The organism is Pararobbsia silviterrae, from assembly GCF_003628125.1.
GTDB lineage: Bacteria > Pseudomonadota > Gammaproteobacteria > Burkholderiales > Burkholderiaceae > Pararobbsia > Pararobbsia silviterrae.
In genome coordinates, this window is sequence record NZ_RBZU01000006.1 from 243,724 (window position 1) to 263,152 (window position 19,429).

Annotated in this window: 18 protein-coding genes; 5 read left to right on the top strand and 13 right to left on the bottom strand. The window is 63.9% G+C overall.

Translation table 11 applies throughout. From position 1 onward, the window contains the following. Positions 1–29: 29 nt before the first annotated feature. The 3 genes from D7S86_RS15620 to D7S86_RS15630 all read right to left on the bottom strand — a co-directional run bounded on the left by D7S86_RS15620 (position 30) and on the right by D7S86_RS15630 (position 3,084). Entirely contained in the window at positions 30–416 is a 387-nt protein-coding gene (locus D7S86_RS15620) for a VOC family protein (RefSeq protein WP_121087768.1), read from the bottom strand. Positions 417–418: 2 nt separating this feature from the next. Then, the gene (locus D7S86_RS15625) at positions 419–1,417 is read right to left on the bottom strand and encodes an isopenicillin N synthase family dioxygenase (RefSeq protein WP_121087769.1); all 999 of its coding nucleotides are present in this window, start codon (positions 1,415–1,417) and stop codon (positions 419–421) included. 452 nt (positions 1,418–1,869) lie between these two features. Further along, positions 1,870–3,084, bottom strand: coding sequence for an MFS transporter (locus tag D7S86_RS15630; RefSeq protein ID WP_121087770.1), 1,215 nt, complete (start codon positions 3,082–3,084; stop codon positions 1,870–1,872). A gap of 160 nt (positions 3,085–3,244) precedes the next feature. Here D7S86_RS15630 and gcvA point away from each other — a divergent pair, with 160 nt between their 5' ends. Next, positions 3,245–4,252 carry a transcriptional regulator GcvA gene (gene gcvA / locus D7S86_RS15635; protein WP_121087771.1) on the top strand — a complete coding sequence of 336 codons (1,008 nt, stop codon included), beginning with the start codon at positions 3,245–3,247 and terminating at the stop codon, positions 4,250–4,252. A gap of 159 nt (positions 4,253–4,411) precedes the next feature. Here the strand turns inward: gcvA and D7S86_RS15640 are convergent, their stop codons facing one another. Continuing rightward, on the bottom strand, positions 4,412–5,983 hold the full coding sequence (locus D7S86_RS15640; RefSeq protein WP_166444131.1) for an MFS transporter: 1,572 nt from the start codon (positions 5,981–5,983) through the stop codon (positions 4,412–4,414). 167 nt (positions 5,984–6,150) lie between these two features. Here D7S86_RS15640 and D7S86_RS15645 point away from each other — a divergent pair, with 167 nt between their 5' ends. Beyond that, complete coding sequence (locus D7S86_RS15645; RefSeq protein ID WP_121087773.1) at positions 6,151–7,041, top strand: LysR family transcriptional regulator; 891 nt, start codon at positions 6,151–6,153, stop codon at positions 7,039–7,041. Positions 7,042–7,069: 28 nt separating this feature from the next. Here the strand turns inward: D7S86_RS15645 and D7S86_RS15650 are convergent, their stop codons facing one another. Both D7S86_RS15650 and D7S86_RS15655 read right to left on the bottom strand, forming a co-directional pair. Continuing rightward, on the bottom strand, positions 7,070–8,656 hold the full coding sequence (locus D7S86_RS15650; protein WP_121087774.1) for an inorganic phosphate transporter: 1,587 nt from the start codon (positions 8,654–8,656) through the stop codon (positions 7,070–7,072). A gap of 170 nt (positions 8,657–8,826) precedes the next feature. After that, complete coding sequence (locus D7S86_RS15655; RefSeq protein WP_121087870.1) at positions 8,827–9,750, bottom strand: alpha/beta hydrolase; 924 nt, start codon at positions 9,748–9,750, stop codon at positions 8,827–8,829. Positions 9,751–9,886: 136 nt separating this feature from the next. Here D7S86_RS15655 and D7S86_RS15660 point away from each other — a divergent pair, with 136 nt between their 5' ends. Further along, positions 9,887–10,834 carry a LysR family transcriptional regulator gene (locus D7S86_RS15660; protein ID WP_121087775.1) on the top strand — a complete coding sequence of 316 codons (948 nt, stop codon included), beginning with the start codon at positions 9,887–9,889 and terminating at the stop codon, positions 10,832–10,834. Positions 10,835–10,850: 16 nt separating this feature from the next. Here D7S86_RS15660 and D7S86_RS15665 read toward each other — a convergent pair whose 3' ends face one another. Continuing rightward, positions 10,851–11,552 (bottom strand): helix-turn-helix transcriptional regulator, encoded by a 702-nt coding sequence (locus D7S86_RS15665; RefSeq protein ID WP_121087776.1) that lies wholly within the window; start codon positions 11,550–11,552, stop codon positions 10,851–10,853. A 133-nt stretch (positions 11,553–11,685) separates the two neighbouring features. Between D7S86_RS15665 and D7S86_RS15670 the strand changes: the two genes are divergently transcribed. Then, positions 11,686–12,084 carry a VOC family protein gene (locus tag D7S86_RS15670; protein WP_121087871.1) on the top strand — a complete coding sequence of 133 codons (399 nt, stop codon included), beginning with the start codon at positions 11,686–11,688 and terminating at the stop codon, positions 12,082–12,084. Positions 12,085–12,149: 65 nt separating this feature from the next. Here the strand turns inward: D7S86_RS15670 and D7S86_RS15675 are convergent, their stop codons facing one another. After that, on the bottom strand, positions 12,150–13,235 hold the full coding sequence (locus D7S86_RS15675) for a porin (RefSeq protein ID WP_121087777.1): 1,086 nt from the start codon (positions 13,233–13,235) through the stop codon (positions 12,150–12,152). A gap of 379 nt (positions 13,236–13,614) precedes the next feature. Here D7S86_RS15675 and D7S86_RS15680 point away from each other — a divergent pair, with 379 nt between their 5' ends. Then, positions 13,615–14,793, top strand: coding sequence for a GGDEF domain-containing protein (locus tag D7S86_RS15680; protein WP_121087778.1), 1,179 nt, complete (start codon positions 13,615–13,617; stop codon positions 14,791–14,793). Positions 14,794–14,821: 28 nt separating this feature from the next. Here the strand turns inward: D7S86_RS15680 and D7S86_RS15685 are convergent, their stop codons facing one another. From D7S86_RS15685 to D7S86_RS29155, 5 genes are all read right to left on the bottom strand, one after another. Further along, positions 14,822–15,676, bottom strand: coding sequence for a carbohydrate ABC transporter permease (locus D7S86_RS15685; RefSeq protein WP_121087779.1), 855 nt, complete (start codon positions 15,674–15,676; stop codon positions 14,822–14,824). Next, a complete protein-coding gene (locus D7S86_RS15690) occupies positions 15,673–16,596 on the bottom strand; it encodes a carbohydrate ABC transporter permease (protein WP_147432349.1) in 924 nt (307 codons plus the stop codon). The genes D7S86_RS15685 and D7S86_RS15690 overlap by 4 nt, the downstream gene beginning before the upstream one ends. A gap of 21 nt (positions 16,597–16,617) precedes the next feature. Continuing rightward, positions 16,618–17,844, bottom strand: coding sequence for an ABC transporter substrate-binding protein (locus tag D7S86_RS15695; protein WP_158601976.1), 1,227 nt, complete (start codon positions 17,842–17,844; stop codon positions 16,618–16,620). A 138-nt stretch (positions 17,845–17,982) separates the two neighbouring features. Next, positions 17,983–18,915, bottom strand: coding sequence for a nucleoside hydrolase (locus D7S86_RS15700; protein ID WP_121087782.1), 933 nt, complete (start codon positions 18,913–18,915; stop codon positions 17,983–17,985). A 224-nt stretch (positions 18,916–19,139) separates the two neighbouring features. Beyond that, a complete protein-coding gene (locus tag D7S86_RS29155; RefSeq protein ID WP_158601977.1) occupies positions 19,140–19,376 on the bottom strand; it encodes a hypothetical protein in 237 nt (78 codons plus the stop codon). Between the last annotated feature and the right edge of the window lie 53 nt (positions 19,377–19,429).

The window sequence follows — 19,429 nt, forward strand, 5'->3', positions numbered from 1 at the left end:
CGCGCCGCGATATCAGTCTGTCTCGCGGGCTAGAGCATGTGATTGATGCGGAACACATTGCCTTCGGGATCGAGCAGCACGGCCTGGTACCAGTTGTAGTAGGTCAAGTAGGGCGGCTTGATCAGCGTGGCGCCGTTGGCTTCGGCGATCGGCACGAGCCGGTCGACGTCGGCTTGCTGATCGACGTCGATGTTGAGCAGGAACTTGACGCCGCGCGTATCGGCGTGGTCGTCGAGATGCAGCAGCGCGTAGGCGTCGTGCGCGTTGAAACCGATGCACGTGCGGCCCGCGTCGATGCCGCGGAAAATCGGCGAACGGATCGATTCGACTTCGGCGAATCCGAAGACGTCCTGATAGAAACCGCTGAGCGCGACGATGTCGCGCGCGAAGACGTTGACGTAGGAGAGGTGAGCCATGACTATGCGGCCTTCGTGCCGCCGAACGTGGTTTGCTTGACGAATTTCGACGTCAGATGATCGCCCGACGAAATCGGTGCGTATTTCGGACGTTCGCCGGGCGCGAGACAACTCGGCAGGCATTCGACCATCGCGTCGTAGTTCGGCTGATGGAAGAAGACGAGCGATTGCCGGCGGTTCGTGCTGGCCTTGTCGGCGGGCGGGTTGATCACGCGATGGACCGTCGAGATCCATTGATCGTTGGTCCATTGCATCATGAGGTCGCCGATGTTGACGACGAGCGCGCCGTCGATCATCGGTACGTCGACCCATTGCCGGGCTTTGTTGAGGACCTGCAGGCCCGAATCGTCGGGACGCACGATCGTGAGGCTGCCGTAGTCGCTATGCGCGCCCGCGCGAAGCTGATTGGGCTGCGGGGCTTCGAGCTGCGGCGGATAGCTGAGCACGCGAAACATGCTGATGTGCTTGTCGATGCGCGCATCGAAGAAGTGCTCGGGCAGATCGAGCGCGAGCGCGAAGATGCGCATGAGCGAGCGCGAGAGGTCGCTCATCACGTCGAAATACGTGTCCCATGATTCGCGAAAGCCGGCGATCGGCGGATACGTGTTGGCGACGAAATGCGGGCCTGCGGCCGGGCCGTGGTGGTAGGTGTCGTCGGGTACGTTCGAGGGGCCGATCGAAAACGATTCCTTGAGATCGCCGGGCGCGGCTTCTTCGAGGCTGTACGACAGGCCTTCTTCGGAGACGGCGCTGTAGCCGCGCACCGCATCAATGCGCGGCCGATCGACCTTGCGTTTGTCGGCGAGCGGCAGCGCGAAGAAGTCGCGCGAGGTGGACGAGACGCGGTCGATGAGTTCGGTGGGCACGCCGTGATTCGTGATGACGAGAAAGCCGATGCTCCGGCACGCTTCGTCGACTTGTTTGGCGACTTTCGCGCGCCCCTCGGCGGTGCCTTCGAAATAGGGCGCGAGGTCGATGATCGGGACTTGCAGCAACGTCATGTATGGCTCCTGAGTCAGACTTGAGGGGACGTCATGCCGGGCGCGATTGCGCGGGCGGGGACAGCCCTGTGCGTTCATACAGCGCAAAAAAACGATTGCGTATTGCACGGAGTCCAAGGCAACGTTCGTGCCATGTGCTGACCAAATGGTCAGGTTTTTTGGGTGACACGCGCGTATGGCGTGGGCTGGCGGGGCGCGGCGCGGGGTGCGCGCGAGAATGTGTATGCGAAACGCGAGCACTTATTGAGTGCGGTGCGCGTCGAGCGGATGGGCGGAAGTGGTGCGTGGTGCACCGTCGGTTCGATGGCGCCGAAAACGTGCGTTCGCCGACCGAATCGATGATCGACACGCGCCATGCGCGTGCCGATGCTGTCTGAACCCGTGCGATCAGCGGCCGAAATACACGGTCATCGTTGCGTTCGTGACGGCCGGGTCGTGCGCGGTGACGCCGATCACGTCGCGCGTAGATGCGGACGCAAGGCGAGCGCGAGCGGGAAGATGGCCAGCGCCGTGATGGCGGTGGCGACCGTGGCGCCCCGCACGCCGATCCAGTCGCCAAGAAAGCCGTAGGCGATCGGCGAGAGCGCGCTCGATGCAATCACGCCCGTATAAAAGAGCGCAAACGCGCGCTCGGTCCGCTCGACCGGCGTCAGTTCGGGCACCGTGCCGTACAGGACCGACGATGTGCCGTTGAGCATGACGCCCAGCAAGGGCAGCACGATCATCGCGGGCGTGAGCGGCAACACGATCACGGCAAGGATCAGCACGGCCGTCGCGCCCTCGGTCGCGTAGACGGTGCCGATGACACCCATGCGCGCGCCGAGCCAGCCGCACGCGAACTTGCCCGCCGCGCCGCCGATGAACACGAGCGCGAGCGCCGTGCCCATCATCGGCTGCGAGATTCCCTTCGCCTTGAGAAGAAACGGCAGGAAGGTCAATAGCCCCATGCGCACGGCGGTGTCGAGCACACCGATCAGGAACAGCACCGTGAAACCCGATCGCGAACCGTGGTCGTGTGCGCTTGAAGCGGCCTTCTCGGAAGGCGCGTCGTTCTGAACAGGCGGGAGAAAAAGTGCAATCACCGCGGCCACGACGACGCCGAGCGCCGACATGAACCACAGTGCATGCCGCCACGGCATGACCGTGATCAGCAGCGAGATCGCGGCCGGCAGCGCGGATTTTCCGAGATCTCCGGAAAAGTTGTAGATGCTCAGCGGCCCCCGCGCATTGCGTCCATACGCGCGCGACACGGCGCCCGAAGCGAGCGGGTGTTGCGTACTCGAACCGCTTCCCGAGATCGCGAGCGAGATGCACAAGCCGAGCAAGGAACCCGACAGGCCCGCGAGCGCATAGCCGAGTGCGGCCAGCAGCGTGCCGAGCGCGAGCGAGGCGCGCGTGCCCCAGACATGCGCGAAGCGTCCCGCCGGCATCTGCAATGTCGCCATCGTGCCGCCGTACAGGCTGCGCAAAATCGCCAGCGCGCCGTAGTGGAGTCCGAATTCCGCCTGCCAGACCGGCAGCAGCGCGTAGATCATGTCAGTGTAGCCGTCGTGCAGCGCATGTGCCGTACACGAGAGCCAGAGGATGCGCGTGCGCGATGCGGCGTTCGATGGGCCGTGTTCGTCGGCGATGCGCTCGGGGGCGGCGGAAGCGGATAAAGGTCGCATGATTGAACGGGATCGCAAGCGCGCGGGACCAGGTGAAGACGCATCGCGTCGTCCAGGACGCACGTGTCGCAGGGGGCGAGGCGAAGCGCTTAGTCTAAGAGCATCTCGTGCATGCCACAATGGACGTTAAATTGAGTCTGGTGGGAGAAAAAGTCACGCCATGAGCACTGACAAGCGCACGAGTCAGCGTACGGAAAACGACGCGGAAAACCTGCCTCCGTTGAATGCGTTACGGCACTTTGAGGCGGTCGCCCGGCTCGGGAGTTTCGCGGCGGCGGCGAGCGATCTGCACGTCACGCACTGGGCGGTCGGCAAACAGATCCGATTGCTTGAACACTGGTTCGGCGTCCCGCTTTTCGAGCGGCGCGCACGCGGCGTCGTGCCGACCGATCAAGGCGCGGCGCTGCTCAACGACGTCAATGGCGCCTTCGCGCGATTGAGCGGCTCGGTGAACCGGCTGCGCCGAACTCCCGCGTCGCATCGCGTAACGGGCGTGGTCCGTGTGAATGCGCTGGAGAGTTTCGCGCTGTGTTGGCTTATTCCCCGGCTCGCGGACTTCGTCGCGCGCTATCCGGACATCGACGTCCGGCTTTCGACGACCTCGCGCAAATTGCGCTACGTCGGCGATGCGTTCGATATCGGCGTGCGCTCGGGTCCCGAAGACGCCGCGGGCCTCAAGTCGATGACGCTGATGCCCGACGTGCGTGTACCCGCATGCAGTCCGTCGGTGCTCGCGAGTCAGCCGATCCGCGCGGTCGCCGATTTGCGGTATCACACATTGCTGCATTCGACGACCACGCGCACCGCATGGTCCGATTGGCTCAAGCAGGCCGGCGTACCGAGATTGCAGGCCGCGCGTCATCTCGACTTCGATCATGTGTTTCTTCAACTCGGCGCCGCGGCCGAAGGTCTCGGCGTGGCCTTGGCGTCGCTGCCGCTGATCGAGCGTGAAATCGCAACCGGGCGGCTCGTGTGTCCGCTCTCGGAGTCGGCGTGGCGCGGACCTGACTACACCTTGGTCGCGAATCGGGAGCGTGCGGACGACGATGCGGTCGTGGCGTTCCGAAAGTGGATCGTCGCGGCGGCCGCGCAGAGTTCAGCCGAGTCGGCTCGCAGCGTGTCGGCACGGAAAACGCGCAAGCCCGTTTCGCGCGCGACACGAAGCTGAGAGTGGGAAACGCAGCCGATGATGCGCCGCGCGATCGATGTCGGACGTCGCTTCGCGTTATCTTGCGATACCTCGCACACGTCACACACCTCGCACACGTCACACACCTCGCACAGGTCATACAGGTCGTATGGGTCGTACAGGTCACCTCACGTCACCTCACGTCGCGGCAGGCGTCGACGACCCATCGCGTCGTTCGCCCGCGTCCGCGCCGATCGGCTCGTCCTGAACCCGAACCCGGCTCAGGAAGGCGAATACCGCAAGCGCGCAGAGCACGGTGATGACCGTGAGCCCGTCGAGCAGATCGTCGAACGCCTTGTGCGCGGCGGTTTCGAGCGTCGCGCGCGCGGCATCGGGCAACATCGACGCCGCATGCGCGAGGTCGCCTGTCGCGAGCCGCGCGGCTGCGGCGGCAATCGCGGGCGCACTCGCGTGCGGCATCGCGGCATGCAAGCTGATCTGTGCGAAGGCCGCCAGGCACGCACTCACGACGGCCAGCGCGATGCCTTCGCCCGCGACACGCGTCGTGCTGAAAATGCCGGTCGCCATGCCCGCGCGGGTCTTCGGCACGACGCTGATCGAGAGCCCGTCCATGAGGCCCCAGGGCAGTCCCGCGCCGATACCGATGATCAGCATCGGCGCGATCGCCGCCGACCCGGCGCCCGAGTGCAAAGCGCGGCCGAGCGCATGCAAACCCGCGGCGGCGATCAAAAGGCCGATGCCCGAGATCGTGCCCGCCGACATCCAGCGCGTGAGCGCGGCCGCGATGAGCGGGACGACGAGCATCGGCGACGACAGCGCGATCATGAGCATGCCCGCATGCAGTTCGTCGTATCCGTCGATGCCGATCAAACGAAGCGGCAGCGCGACGAGCAGCACGATATAGCAATAGCAGGTCGCGATCGGCAGGAGCTGAACGCCGACGAAACGCGGATAGCGAAACAGCGACACGTCGAGCATCGGCCGGGCCGTGCGGGTCTCGATACGCGCAAAGGCGAGCAGAAACGCGACGCAAGCGGCGAACAGCAGCACCACGGGCCGCGATGTCCAGCCGTGCGACGGCGCGTCGATGAGCGCCCACGTAAAGCACGTCAGCGCGCCGGTGAACGTCGCCGTCCCCGGCCAATCGAGTCGACGCGCATGCGGATCGCGCGATTCGCGCATGCGCGGCACGCCGAAGATCAGGGACAGCGCGCCCGCGAGCGCACCGGTCGCGAACACGGCGCGCCAGCCGAACGCTGCAATCAAGGCGCCCGCGAGCACCGGACCGAAGGCGAGACCGATACCGAACGCGGTCCCCAGCAGGCTGAAGGCGCGCGTTCGCGCGTCGCCGTCGAATTCCTGAGCGAGCGCGGCCGTGCCGCCCGCGAGCGTTGCGGCAGCGGCGATGCCCTGGATGCCGCGCAAGACGTCGACCGCGGTGATCGTCGGCGCGAAGCCTAGCGCAAGCGAACTCAACGCGAAGCCTGTAACGCCCGACGCGAATAGGCGTTTGCGGCCGAAGCGATCGGCCAGCGTACCCATGGCCATGAGCAAACTTCCGAACGCGAGCATGAACGCGTTCGTGACCCAACTGAGCGCGGCCGGATCGCCGCCGAGATCGCGGCCGATGGCCGGCGTCGCGACGGCGCCGCCCGAGAAAGCCAGCGGCATCGCAAGCGCGGCCACGCAAACCGCGGCCAATATCACGCGCTGCCGGGCGGGCGCGGGGGCATGTATGACAGTCATCATCGTTCCTCGTTGAGCGCCGGCAGAGGCGGACGCTGGGTGCATGAGCGAGCGAAGAACGATAATTCGGATCGAATCGCCGAAAAATACCCGGGAAATCCGAAGATAACGGATTTATATTCCGCAATGACGGCAATGCTCAAAGCTCAACAGATCCGGAGCCCCTCGACGTGGACAACTTGAATGGCATCGTTGCATTTGTGCGCACGGCGGACACACTGAGTTTCGTTGCGGCCGGACATGCATTGGGCATTTCAGCGTCGGCCGTCGGCAAGACGATCGCGAAACTCGAGAGCACGCTCGGCGTGCGGCTGTTTCATCGGACCACGCGTCGCGTGACGCTGACCGAAGAAGGGCGTCATTTCCATGAGCGATGCCGGCGGATTCTCGAAGACCTCCGCGATGCCGAGGCCATGCTGTCGGAAGCCGCGCAGACGCCGCGCGGCCGGTTGCGCGTGAGCTTGCCCGTGATCGGCTATCGATTCCTGTTGCCGGTGCTGCCCGCATTCAAGGCGCGCTATCCGGACGTCGAACTCGATCTGGATTTCAACGATCGTCTCGTCGACGTCGTCGAAGGCGGATTCGACGCGGTCATCCGAAGCGGCACGCTCTCGGATTCAAGTCTGATGGCGCGTCGTCTCGGTCCGTTCCGGTTCGTGCTCTGCGCATCGCCGGACTACGTCGCGCGGTTCGGCGAGCCGCATACGCTGGCCGATCTGGCGAAGCACGTCTGTGTCCGCTATCGCTTCCCGACGACGGGCCGCACGCAACCGTGGCCGCTCGAAGCCGACGGCAGCGAGCCGCCGAACCTGCGCACCGCGATGACGTGCAACAACATGGAGGCGTTGCGCGGTGCCGTGATCGCGAGTTTCGGCATCGGATTCATGCCGGACTTTCTCGCATGCGATGCGCTCGCAAGCGGCGCGCTCGTGACGGTGCTCGATGCGTATCCGATCGCGCCCGGGCAGTTCTCGATCGTGTGGCCGTCGAGTCGTCAGCTTTCGCCGAAGCTCCGCGTGTTCGTCGATTTCATGTGCGAGCACGTGTTCCCGGAGTCTTGAGCGGTGGCGCGCCTTGCGCGGATGCGCATCAGAAGATTTGATGAAAGACCCAGTACAGCACGGCCGCCAATGCGATCGATGCAGGCAGCGTGAGGACCCACGCAAGCACGAGATTGCGCACCGTGCGGCCTTGCAGGCCGGATCCGTTCGCGGCCATCGTGCCGGCGATGCCCGAGGCGAGCACGTGCGTCGTCGAGACCGGCATGCCCCAGACATCGGCCGCGCCGATCGTCAGCATCGCGACCGTTTCGGCCGCCGCGCCCTGGCCGTAGGTCAGATGCTGTTTGCCGATCTTCTCGCCGACGGTCACGACGATGCGCTTCCAGCCGACCATCGTGCCGAGTCCGAGCGCCATCGCGACCGCGACCTTGACCCAGTCCGGAATGAATTTCGTCGCGCGATCCATCTGCGTCCGGAAGTCATGGATGGCGCGCGCGTCGTCGCGCGGAAACTCGACGGACTTCGTCTCCTCGATGAGCTGAATCGCGCTGGCCGCGACGTACATGTCGTTGCGTACGTGATTGACGACGTTTTGCGGCGCGTCGGCGATGCCCGATTGCGCGACCTCATCGGCGATGCGGTCCGTGAGGCGCTTGAGCGCCGGCAGCGTCGCGGCGGTCATGTGATGCGTCTGGATATAGGCCTCGACGTCTTGACGCGGATCGGCGGACGGCGCGCCCGAACCCGGACCGGCCGCGAGCGCGGCGGACGCCTTGTGCGCGACGGCGATGAACGTCTGCGTTTCCGAGGGCGTGATGGACTTGTTGAGCGCATAGGCTGTGGGCACCGTGCCGATCAGGATCAGCATGATGAGGCCCATGCCTTTTTGCCCGTCGTTCGAGCCGTGCGCGAACGACACGCCTGTGCACGTGAGGATCAAGAGCGCGCGAATCCAGAGCGGCGGCGGTGCGTCGCCGTCGGGCGCCTGATAGAGCTTCGGTACGCGCACGAAGGCCTTGAGCGCGACGAGCAGCAATCCCGAGAGCACAAAACCGACGAGCGGCGAAAACAGCAGCGCCTTGCCGACGCCGATCGCCTGATTCCAGTCGACGCCCGTCGAACCCGACGGCCCTTGCATCAACTGGTTCGCGAGACCGACGCCGATGATCGAGCCGACGAGCGTATGCGAGCTCGACGACGGCAAGCCGAAGTACCACGTGCCGAGATTCCAGACGATGGCCGCGATAAGCAGCGCGAAGACCATGGCGAAGCCCGAGCTCTGGCCGACCTGCAGGATCAGTTCGACCGGCAGCAAGCGCAGAATGCCGAACGCGACCGCGCCCGTCGAGACGAGCACGCCGAGAAAATTCCAGATCCCGGACCAGATCACGGCTAGATGCGGTTCAAGCGAGTTCGTATAGATGACGGTCGCAACGGCATTCGACGTGTCATGAAAGCCGTTCACGAATTCGAAGCCGAGCGCGATCAGCAGCGCGGTGCCGAGCAGCACATAGGGAAGGAACGAGGTTTCCTTGACGGGACGCAGGTCCGCGGCCAGATGCGTCGCGACATAGACGGCGCCCAGCGCGAGCAGGATGGCAAACACAATGAAGCCGATATGGCGGCTTCGACGGCTACTCAGAAGGCTCGTCTGCGAATAGGCGAGGTCGGACATGACACATTGGAGGATGACGGGGGCACATCGTACTGTGCGGGAAGCGCTCGACGAGGACGGATCGGGGTTGCCATATTTTAAAATTGAAATACTGTGCAACGCGTCCTTCGTCGCGCCGCACGGATTATCGCATCTCGCCGCGTGTTGGTGCAGTGTGCCCTGTCTTGGCGCTAACCGTGCTGCTCGACAAATGCCGCGAGTCGATCGAGCGCAAAGCGCGCGCTCGGCAATTCAACGGTCGATCGTTGAAACACGTGATGCAGGCCCTCGAAGATATCGAGTTGCACAGGCGTGCCGCGCTGCGCGGCCGCGTGCGCATAGCGTCGCGCGTCGTCGATCAAGAGCTCGTCGCTTCCGACCTGAAACAAGATCGGCGGCAAGCGCTCGGGTATCGCGTAGAGCGGCGATGCGCGGCGATCTCTTGCGTCATGCGAACCGAGATAGGCCGATGCCGCGTTCGAGAGCATCACGGGTTTGAAGATCGGATCGTAGGTCTGCTCGTCAAGGAACGACGCGCCCGCCAACGCGAGATCGACCCAGGGCGAAAATGCCGCCACGCACGTGACGCGCGACGCGAGTTCGACGTCATGGCCGAGCGCCGCGAGCACGAGACCCCCGCCCGCGGAGTCACCGGCGAGCGCGATGTCACGTGTGCCCGATTTCGCGAGCCATGCGAGCGCGGCGATCGTCGCATCATAGGCCGCCGGGAACGGATGCTCGGGCGCGAGCGGATAGTCGAGCACGAAGGTATCGATGCGAGTGCGCGTCGCGATCTGGCTCGCAAAGCCGCGATACGCCTCGGCGGAACCGAGCATGAATGCGCCCCCGTGCACGAAGAGCATCACGCGATCGGCGCGCGCGCCGGCGGGGCGGACCCACCAGCCTTGCACGCCGTCGGCGTCGATGCGTTCGAGCGACACGTCGTCGGCGATCGGCGTCGCGGCGGTCATCGCGTCATAGGCCGCGCGCAGCGAGCCTTTGAAGCCTGCAAAATGCGCGTCGACCGCGGCAAGCACCGCGTGTTCGGCCGCGCGTTCGCCGTCGTCGAGTCGACGCAGGGTTTCGTCATGGGACAGTGCGATATCGGTAAGCATCATGCGCTCCTTGCTGTTTGCAGCGTTGTGATCGATGAGCCGCACGATATCGATTCCGGATCGCTAAGAATAGCCGTCGATTTGGCATAAAATCGATTCCAATTTGGAAATTCTTGATGGGGAACGCTGAAGCGCCATGGATCGACTGGATGCACTCAAGCTCTTTGTTCGGATCGTCGAGAGCGGAAGTTTTGCGGCGGCGGCGCGCGAAGCCGGCATCGGTCAGCCGTCGGTCAGCAAACAGATCGCCGCGCTCGAACGTCATCTGGGCGCGCAATTGATCCGGCGTACGTCGCGCAGCATGACGCTGACCGAGACCGGGCAGTCGGTCTATGAAGCGGCCGTGCGCATCGTCGGCGACGTGTCCGATCTCGAATCGTCGGTCGGCGTTCGGCAGGTCTCGCCGACGGGTCATCTGCGCGTGACCGTCGCGCCCGTTTTCGGACGCATGTATATCGTGCCGCATCTCGGGACGTTCTTTGCGCGCTACCCGAAGCTGTCCGTCGAACTCTCGACGACCGAGCGCACGATCAATCTCGTCGAAGAGGGATTCGATATCGCGATCAAGCATGGCCGTCTCGACGATTCGAACTTGATTTCGCGTCAGCTTGCATCCAGTCCTTTGCATCTCGTCGCGACGCCCGCGTATTTCAATGCGCACGGTCGCCCCACGGATGTCGACGATCTCGCGCGTCACGCCTGCATCGTGTTCGCGCCGATGCACGCGCCGCGCGCATGGCGCTTCGTGACCGCGCAAGGCCCGCGCGTGCACGTGCCGTCCGGCAGTCTCTATTCGGGTGACGCCGAGCATATTCGTACGGCGGTGCTCGCGGATATGGGCATGGCCCAGGCGCCGGGCTGGATGTTTGCCGCCGAACTCGAGAGCGGCGCGGTCGTGCGCGTGCTCGAACACGATGCGCCCGCGCCGCTGCCCGTGCATGCGGTCCATGCGTTCGGGCGCCGCGTGCCGAACAAGGCGCGCGTGTTTATCGACTTCGTCGCCGACATTCTTGCGATGCAATCGGGTCTCGCCTTTCACACCGATTTTCAAGCCGAATCTCAAGCCGAATCTCAAGCGCATTGATGCTCGGCCGCACGCGTTAAGCCAGATCGACGCCGCGGGCTTTTTTCAAATACCGTTTCCATTGCGCGACGAGCTCGCCGCGGCGTCCGGCGTAGCGCTCGTCGAGGAATTCGGCCGACACGATCCGGTCGGTCCGAAAGTGCCGGAAGTCTTTGCGGAGTTCGCACCAGGCAGCGAGCAGCCGTACGGTTTCCGCGTAGCCGATGATGACGGGCCATATGATGCGTTCGCTCGGCGATGCGTGTTCGTCGCGGTAACAGATGCGAATCTTGCGCGCGCTGCGGATCCATTCACGCGTGCGCGCGATGTCGAGCCCGTCTCGAGCGCGCACGAGCGGCGGGGGCGCGCCGATCGTCGGCTCGGCGATAAAGGGACGCAGCCGTTCGGGCACCGCCGCCGTGATCTTCGCGACCAGATCCTTCGCCGCGCTCGACAGTGCCGGATCGCCGCGTTGCGCGACCCAGATCGCGCCGAGCACGGCCGCTTCGAGTTCATCGGGCGTCAGCATGAGCGGCGGCATGTCGTAGTCGCGGTCGAGCACATAGCCGAGCCCGGCTTCGCCGCGGATGGGCACGCGTTGCGCGATCAGATCGGCGACGTCGCGATAGACCGAGCGCCTCGACACTTCGAGTTCGTCCGCGAGCGCATGCGCAGTGACGGGGCGCGTCGAGCGACGCAGAATCTGAATGATTTGAAAAAGCCGGTCGGATCGGCGCATGGGCATCGACTGCTGACAGAACGGTGGCAACAGGCCTTGATTAGCATGAGATCGATGTTGCGCGCGGCCACGCATCGCAATGCATCGATGCCGATGGCGCGGCGCGGCATGCCATCTATTCAAGGAGCGTCATATGAATTTTGTTTCGACCCGGATCATCACCGACGACATCCGGCGCTTGGTCGGGTTTTACGAAACCGTCGTCGGTCTCGTGCCGAGATGGTACACGGACGATTTCGCCGAACTCTCGACGCCGTCGTGCACGCTGGCGATCGCGAGCACGCGGACGATGGTGCTGTTCGGCGCGAGCGCGGCGCAGGGCGCCGCGAATCGCTCGGCGATCATCGAGTTTCTCGTCGAGGACGTCGATGCGCGATACGACACGGTCCGCGGCGCCGGCGCGGAGATCGTGCAAGCGCCGACGACGCAGCCTTGGGGCAACCGGTCTTTGTTGCTGCGCGATCCCGACGGCAACCTCGTCAATTTCTTCACGCCGGTCAGTCCCGACGCGATCGCGAAGTACGCGTCCTGACGCGCAACGAAACGAAACGAAGCGACGCTCGGCGCCGGCCTTAGGCGGACCCGAGCGTCGACACGTCAGAAGATATTGCGGATGCCGATCGCGACACCGGTCTGATTGTTGCGGCCCGGATAATCGGCGAGGAATGCGCCGTTGCCGCGGGAGAAATCGACCGTGCCGTAGACCTCGGTGCGCTTCGACAACGAATATTCGGCGAGCAGCGTTGCCGAGTAATTGATGCCGACACCGAGCCCGTCGCCGAGCATCGCCGCGTTGCGCGCGTGGTCGTAATAGCCTGCGAGCGTAATCGCGAGCGGCGGCGTGGCCTGCCATTGCGTACCGACGTAGAACGCGTCGTCGATGCGGTTCGAGCTCTGAAGCGAGAGTTGCGGCGCACCGGCCTGCTGCATGTCGAGGTCGGCCTGCCCTGTGTTGTCCTGCGAATGGACCCAACCGCCGAGCAGGCGCAATTGCTGCGCGAACGCGTAGACCGCGCTGACGTTCAGGACATTGAATTTCTTGCCCGACACGTCGTTCTGCTGGAAGCCGACATCGGCCGACAGTCCCGCGATCTGGTACGACACGGTCACGCCGTACATGCTGTTTTCGCCGTTGCTGCCCGCGACGCCCCCGAAGCCGTACATGCCTTCGAGATGCAGGCCCGAGAAGTCGCCGACGTATTTGACCGAGCTGTTCGTGAACAGATACGGTCCGACCGGGTTATAGATCCAGCTGTCCTGCCAGAAATCGCCGACGGTCAACGGGTCGTAGATATTGCCCATCACGTCGAAGAACGGCGTTTGTTGACGGCCGAGGGTCAGCGTACCGTATTGCGTATTCGAGAGCCCGACATACGCATTGCGCTGGAACAGCATGTCGCTCGAATTATCGAGCTTGCCTGACCAAAGCTGGATCTGACTTTCGAGTTTGAAGACCGCCGACGTGCCGCCGCCGAGATCTTCACTGCCCTTGAGGCCGAAACGGCTCGGTGTTTCGACGCCTTCTCCCATCGCGACCGTACTGTCATTCGCCGAATTCGTGTTGGTCAGATATCGCACGGTCGTGTCGACGAGACCGTAGAGCGTGACCGAACTCTGCGCGAACGCAGCGGAACCGGAGAACGTCAGCAGTGCAGCACCGAGTGTTGTGACAGTTTTCTTCATGGAGTCTCCTGTCTTTTGCGGGCCGGACCATACCGACGGATATGTCGTGGGTATGTCGTCGCGATGATATTTCCAACCCTTACACTCGGGCGACCGTTTTATTTCAGTGTGGTTTATTTACGTTTGCGCGCTACGCAATGTTGCGTGCCGGATCGCGCGCGACACATCCGAGTCTTAGGGCGGAGAAGCGTTTTACTGTGCGATGCGACATGCGGGGAACACGATCCTGTCTTGAGCGAAAATCAAGCGGATCGATCGTTTAAAACATGCGGGTGTGCGGTGATCGCGCGCGACGCAGAGGAATTCGCGAAGCATCGGGCATTACGGCGTAAAATGCTCGGTCGCCGTGCCGGATCGGCGAACACGCTCTTATGTCAGCATGCACGTCGATCTTCTCACCCTGTACTTTCTCGCGATCGGAACGCTTTTCGCCAGCGCTGGCATGACGCTCTGGGATTACCGGACGCATCCCGCGCGCAGCAAGGAACTGAAGATACTCGCGGCAGGCTATGCGACGCTCGGCGTCGGATGCGCGGCCGTCATCGCGCGAAACGATTTTCCCGGCGTATGGGGCGCCGCCGCGAGCAATCTCATCATCGTCTCGGGCTATCTGCTCGTCTTGCGCGGGATCGCCGCGGTCAACGGCCGACGCTATACGGTCTTCTCGATCGTCTTGCTCGTGGTGCTCGCCTTGACATGGGTCGTCGTCGGCACGCGCTGGCCCGATGCGATGTGGGACTACGTGACCGCGATCTTTATCGCGTTGGCGAGCGCCATCGCCTCGCGCGAATTACTCGTCGGCGACGGCGTGCCGCGTGTGCCGTCACGTCTGGTCGCGTTTGCCGTGACCGCGATGCACGCGGCTTTCTACACATTCAGAGCGCTTTGTCTGCCATGGCTCGTCGCCGCGTATGGGGCGCGCGTGCAAGCGGTCGCCAGCGACATCACGATGTACGAAGGCGTGCTGTATTCGGTGATTCTGCCGATGACCTTGCTCAGGCTGTTTCGCGAGGAATCGCACGGCGAGCTGCTGCGCGCGGCGCATACGGACTATCTGACGCGTCTGGGCAACCGCCGGTGGTTTTTCGAAGCGGGCGCGCGCGTGCAGATCGATGTCCTCGCGGGCGGGGCGGCGACGCTGCTCGCCTTCGATCTCGACCATTTCAAGGCGATCAACGATCGCTACGGTCACAAGACAGGTGACGACGTGCTCAAGTCCTTTGCGAATATCGCGCGTGGCGTGCTCGGCGCCGAAGCGATTTTCGCGCGGATCGGCGGCGAGGAGTTTGCGGCGCTGTTGCCCGGACAGGACCTCGCGCATGCGCGTCGTCTCGGCGAAATGGTCGCGCGGCATTTTGCCGAGACGGTCTTGCTGCGCATTCACGGCGTCGAAATCCAGGCGACCGTCAGCGTCGGTCTCGCGTCGTTCGGCAACCATGACGCGTCGCTCGGCGACGTCCTGGCGAACGCGGACCGCGCGCTGTACCGCGCCAAATCGCTCGGCGGTAACCGGCTCGAAGTCGCGCAAACGTCGGCGCGTGCCGCCGTCGTCTCGTAGCGCCGCGCGACCCGAACCCCGTGTGTCGCTACTCCTTCGATCCGCTCGCGGCGAGCGACGCGGTGAAATAGCGCTGGAAAACAAGCAGGATCGCGAGCGGCACGATCGAGATGAAAACGCTCGCGCCGAAGATCGAACCGAAATCCGTCGCGAACTGGCCCGCGAAATCCGCGGTTGCGACTGCCGCGACCTTATAGCTCGGATCGGGCGCGATCAACAGCGGCCAGAGAAAGGCTTGCCACTGGAACACGAACAGAATGAGCCCGGCGGAGATCAGCGCGGGCCCCGATAGCGGCACGTAGATGCGCATGAAGACGCCGAACCAGCCGAGTCCGTCGACGCGCGCCGCATCGGCAAGCTCGCCCGGAATGCCGAGAAAGAACTGACGCAGCATGAAGACGGCGAAGCCGTTGCCGACGCCGGGCAGGATGATCCCCGCATACGTGTTTTGCAGACCGACCGCGCGAAACAGCGTCAGCAACGGCACGGCGATCGCGTCGAACGGAATCAAAAAGCTGACGACGACGATCGAAAAGATCGCCGCGCGGCCTGGAATGCGGAGCTTGGCGAGCGCGAAGGCCGCCATCGAACAGATCACGAGACCGATCACGATCGTGACAAGCGCGACGAATACGCTGTTGAACATCGATCGCGCAAACGGGCCCGACCAGACATGCAGCCAGTTATCGAGCGTCAATCGGTTCGGGATGAAGGTCCAGATCCGCAGCGGCGACAGGTACTTGAGAATGTCCTCGCCGGGACGCAGCGACGAGACGAAAGCCCAATACAACGGTCCCATCGATACCGCGCCGACGATGACCGCGCCGACGAGCGCGAGACGGGATGCGCGTTCGTGCGCGGCCGCGTGGGTAGACGTGTTCATTCGCCTCGCTCCTTCATGAGCCGGAACTGGATCGTCACGACGAGCATCACGACGGCGACCAGGATCACCGTCGCGGCCGCGCCGCCCTTGTCGTCGCTATAGACGAAGGTGCGCGAGAAGATGTCGGCCATGATCAGGTTCGTCGTGTCTTGCGGTCCGCCGTTCGTGAGGATCTGCACGGGCGCGAAGACGAGGAAGTTCGACACCGTGTCGGCGACGAGAACAAAGAGCAAGGGCCGGCGCAGCATCGGCAGCGTCACGTAACGAAACTTCTGCCACGCGCTTGCGCCGTCGAGCGAGGCCGCCTCGTAGAGCGACGGCGAAATGTCCTTGAGACCCGCGAGCAGAAAGGTCGTCCAGTAGCCGACGCCGACCCAGCTCACGACGACGATGATGCTCGGCAGGGCCTGCGTCGTCGACGTCAGGAAGCCTTGCTGCGGCAAGCCGATCGCCGCGAGCAGCGCATTGATCGGACCGTCGGGCCGCAACGCGACGCCCCAGATCAAGGCCGATACGCTTTGCGGAATCACGACGGGCAGCAGCACGAAGGTGCGCCAGAGCCCGCCGAGCGCGATGCGCCGATTGAGCAGCACGGCGATCGCGAGCGCGAGCAGGATCTGGAACGGATTGACGATCACCGAAAAGAGCGCGGTCCGATAGAGCGCGTTCTGGAACGTCGGGTCGGAGAACAGCGATCGATAGACGGCCAGACTGAATCCGCCGCCCGCGTCGTCGGCGCTCAACGAATGCGTGATCGCCGCGATCGCGGGCCACAGTCTCAGGAAGACGAGCGCCGCGAAGACGGGGCCGAGCATCAGCAGGCCGACGGCCGTCTCGTTGTTGCTCAGCCGTGAACGCCACGTCGGTCGCGCGCGCGCGGGTGCGGGGGGAGCCAATGCCGCGGTGCTGGATGCCTTCAATCGATGCCTCCGTGCCGCGCGCTATTTGAGCCGCGCAAAGATCGACGTGAGCTGACCGTTCGCGCGATCGAGCGTCTGCTTCGCATCGGCGCCGTTGCGCACATCGCTGAACGCCTTGTTCATGACCTCTTCGAACGCGACATAGCCGACGGTGCGCGGGCGGCTGACCGCCGTGTTCTTGAGTTCATACGGCAGCAGCGCGGCATACGGCGCGGTCGATTCGCCACCGAGTTTCGTTTGCTCGGCGACGTAGCGATTGAATGCCGTCTGGTTCGCGGGCGGCAACGGATTCGTTTGCGTCGAGAGCAAGGCGCCTTGATCGTCGATCGTCATGAACAGCGCGAATTTCAACGCCTCGGCCTGATGCTTGCTGTGCGGGCTGATGCCGACGGCCCACGAATCGGTCGGCGTCACGGGTTTGCCGCCCGCGAAATACGGATGCGGCGCGATGCCCCACTTGAGCGCGCTCGCCTTCGTGAAGTCATAGAAATTCCAGGGACCGCCGACGAAGTACGCGATCTGGCCGTTGATGAACAGCGAGCCCATTTGTTCGGGCGTGATGCCGCGCGGCGCAAGCCCGTTCTTGTAGAGGTCGCCGTACCAGGCCATCGTCTTGACCCATTTGTCGGTATTGACCGCCGGAGTCAGCAGGCCGTCGCCGGTCAGGCCGGGACCGGCGCCGCTCGATTCGAACAGCGCCTGAAGCTGGTAATAGCGATCGACCTGTTCGAAGGCGACGCCGTATTTCGCGCCCGCGCCCTGGACTTTCTTGGCGGCCGCGAGCAGGTCGTCCCACGTCAGGCGCTTGGCCGGATCGGCCGAGGGCGGCTCGACGCCGGCCTTCGCGAGCAGGTCCTTGTTATAGAACAGCAACTGCGTCGAGGTCCATTGCGGCAGTGCGTAAAGCTTGCCGTTCGCGCTCGTCGCGGCGACGGCTTCGGGCGTCGTCTTCGAGAGCACGAGATCTTTTTGCGCGGACAGATCGACGAGCAGCCCCCGCTTGGCGAGCGCGGGTACGCGCGGCTCGTCGACACCATACAGGTCGATGCTGTCGTCGCCCGCGCCGATGCGCGCCTGCACCTGCGGATTCAATTGATCGAACGGCACGCGTTGTTCACGAACCTTGATGTTCGGATTCGCCTTTTCGAACGCTTCGATGACCGGACCATAGGTCCGGTCGTTTTGCGCATGGAGAAAATTGATCGTGACGACGTCCGCGGCGCTGGTCGTCGCGTGAAGAACGGTCAAGGCGGTGACGACGGCTGTGGCTGCGAAGCGTGCTAGGGCGGAACGCGGTTTCACGAATGTCTCCTCCGAATCAGTCGATTGTTATGCGGGACTGCATGTTCGGCGCCGTGTATCGATGACCGCGCGCCGTGTGCGGTGCTAACGCGAAAATGCGGCGAGCTTCGCAAAGAAATCGCCGAAAATCGCGTCGCGGTCGATGTGATGGATATAGCGGATCACATGGCGCGCGGCATTCGCGCTCCACGTGACGTCCGAATTGAGCACGGGACTCGGCACGAGACCGTGCGCGGTCCATCGCGCGTCGTTGAGCCAGGCGACGGGCGCCATGTCCCAGATCGGCTTGGACCAGCCGAGCGTTTGCTTTTCGTCGGCGTATTCCTTGACGCGTCGCGCAAGAAACGCGCCGAGCGGTCCCGACGGTTCGACGTGCGCGGCGAGTTCGGCGACGGTCGTGCGCAGGTTCGACACGACGCCCATGCACGGCAACATGACGACCGGCACGCCGCAATCGAAGATCACGCGCGCGGCGGCGGGGTCCTGTCGCAGGTTGAATTCGCGCGTATCGGGCCACCAGAGCGCATGGCCGCCGAGCCATACGACGACGATGCGCTCGATGATGCGCGGCTCGATCAGGATCGCCGACGCGATATTCGTGATCGCGGCGAGCGCGACGATATAGAGCGGGTCGTCGGGCGATGAGGCCATCGCGCGGTCGATCAGATCGCGCACGGCGGCATTGTCCTGCGGCTTGCCGCTGTCGCCGATGAAGTGTGTCGAACCCCGGAACACAAAGCCGTCCGGCTTGCGGCGCATCAGGTCGAGCAGCCGCAGGATCTCGTCGTAGCTGAGTTCCATGCCCTGGCCGGGACCGGTCGAGCGGACGTTGTGGAACGGAGCCGCGTAGATCGCTTCGACGTTCATGCGCGACGGGGACAACAGCGCGTAAACGATGGCGAATTGATCGTCGATCTCATTGAACGTGTCGGTGTCGATGACGACGCGGATCTTGCGGGCGGGCGGTTCGAGTCGCGCGACGCGCGTCGATTCCGTGAGCTGCGGAAACTGAGTCAATCGTGTCTCCCTTGCTTGTATATGGATCGCATCCGACGTCAAAGCCGTGGATTGCGTGCATAAAACGTTAGGCGCGAAAACGTTTGCGCGCACTAAGATATAACCCTAATACATCTTATTTTCCGATCGTCGAAATGTGCCGGTCGATGTGACCGATCGAGCGGATTCGACGGCATGGGGCAGTCGACATCGGGAGCGGCCATCGCAAAGACCACCGCCCATGATCACCATGAGAGCGCATTGCCGGAGGCTTGCGGATGCGGCGATCGCGAGCCGTCGCAATGCGCTTGCGTCGAGCGCGAGGTCGTTCGAACGCGATGCGATATCCATTCGCGTTTTAGTGATTTAGCGCGCATCACGGCGTCCGGTAGCATCGCGAGGCCTGACTTCAGGGTTTTCCTGATGCCCGCCTGGCCTTTCTTTTTGTCGTTGCCGGAGACACCGTGCTCAATTTCGCTCACGCCCCTTTCTTCAATCGACTTCGCGCCGCGCTTTACGTGTGTGTGCTCGGCGT

Excerpts from the sequence above, each read along its gene's own strand:
- D7S86_RS15640 (WP_166444131.1), bottom strand. The coding sequence starts at position 5,983 with ATGATGACTGTCATACATGCCCCCGCGCCCGCCCGGCAGCGCGTGATA.
- D7S86_RS15630 (WP_121087770.1), bottom strand. The coding sequence starts at position 3,084 with ATGCGACCTTTATCCGCTTCCGCCGCCCCCGAGCGCATCGCCGACGAA.
- D7S86_RS15680 (WP_121087778.1), top strand. The coding sequence starts at position 13,615 with ATGCACGTCGATCTTCTCACCCTGTACTTTCTCGCGATCGGAACGCTT.
- D7S86_RS15625 (WP_121087769.1), bottom strand. The coding sequence starts at position 1,417 with ATGACGTTGCTGCAAGTCCCGATCATCGACCTCGCGCCCTATTTCGAA.
- D7S86_RS15620 (WP_121087768.1), bottom strand. The coding sequence starts at position 416 with ATGGCTCACCTCTCCTACGTCAACGTCTTCGCGCGCGACATCGTCGCG.
- gcvA (WP_121087771.1), top strand. The coding sequence starts at position 3,245 with ATGAGCACTGACAAGCGCACGAGTCAGCGTACGGAAAACGACGCGGAA.
- D7S86_RS15675 (WP_121087777.1), bottom strand. The coding sequence starts at position 13,235 with ATGAAGAAAACTGTCACAACACTCGGTGCTGCACTGCTGACGTTCTCC.
- D7S86_RS15665 (WP_121087776.1), bottom strand. The coding sequence starts at position 11,552 with ATGCGCCGATCCGACCGGCTTTTTCAAATCATTCAGATTCTGCGTCGC.
- D7S86_RS15670 (WP_121087871.1), top strand. The coding sequence starts at position 11,686 with ATGAATTTTGTTTCGACCCGGATCATCACCGACGACATCCGGCGCTTG.
- D7S86_RS15655 (WP_121087870.1), bottom strand. The coding sequence starts at position 9,750 with ATGCTTACCGATATCGCACTGTCCCATGACGAAACCCTGCGTCGACTC.
- D7S86_RS15650 (WP_121087774.1), bottom strand. The coding sequence starts at position 8,656 with ATGTCCGACCTCGCCTATTCGCAGACGAGCCTTCTGAGTAGCCGTCGA.
- D7S86_RS15660 (WP_121087775.1), top strand. The coding sequence starts at position 9,887 with ATGGATCGACTGGATGCACTCAAGCTCTTTGTTCGGATCGTCGAGAGC.
- D7S86_RS15685 (WP_121087779.1), bottom strand. The coding sequence starts at position 15,676 with ATGAACACGTCTACCCACGCGGCCGCGCACGAACGCGCATCCCGTCTC.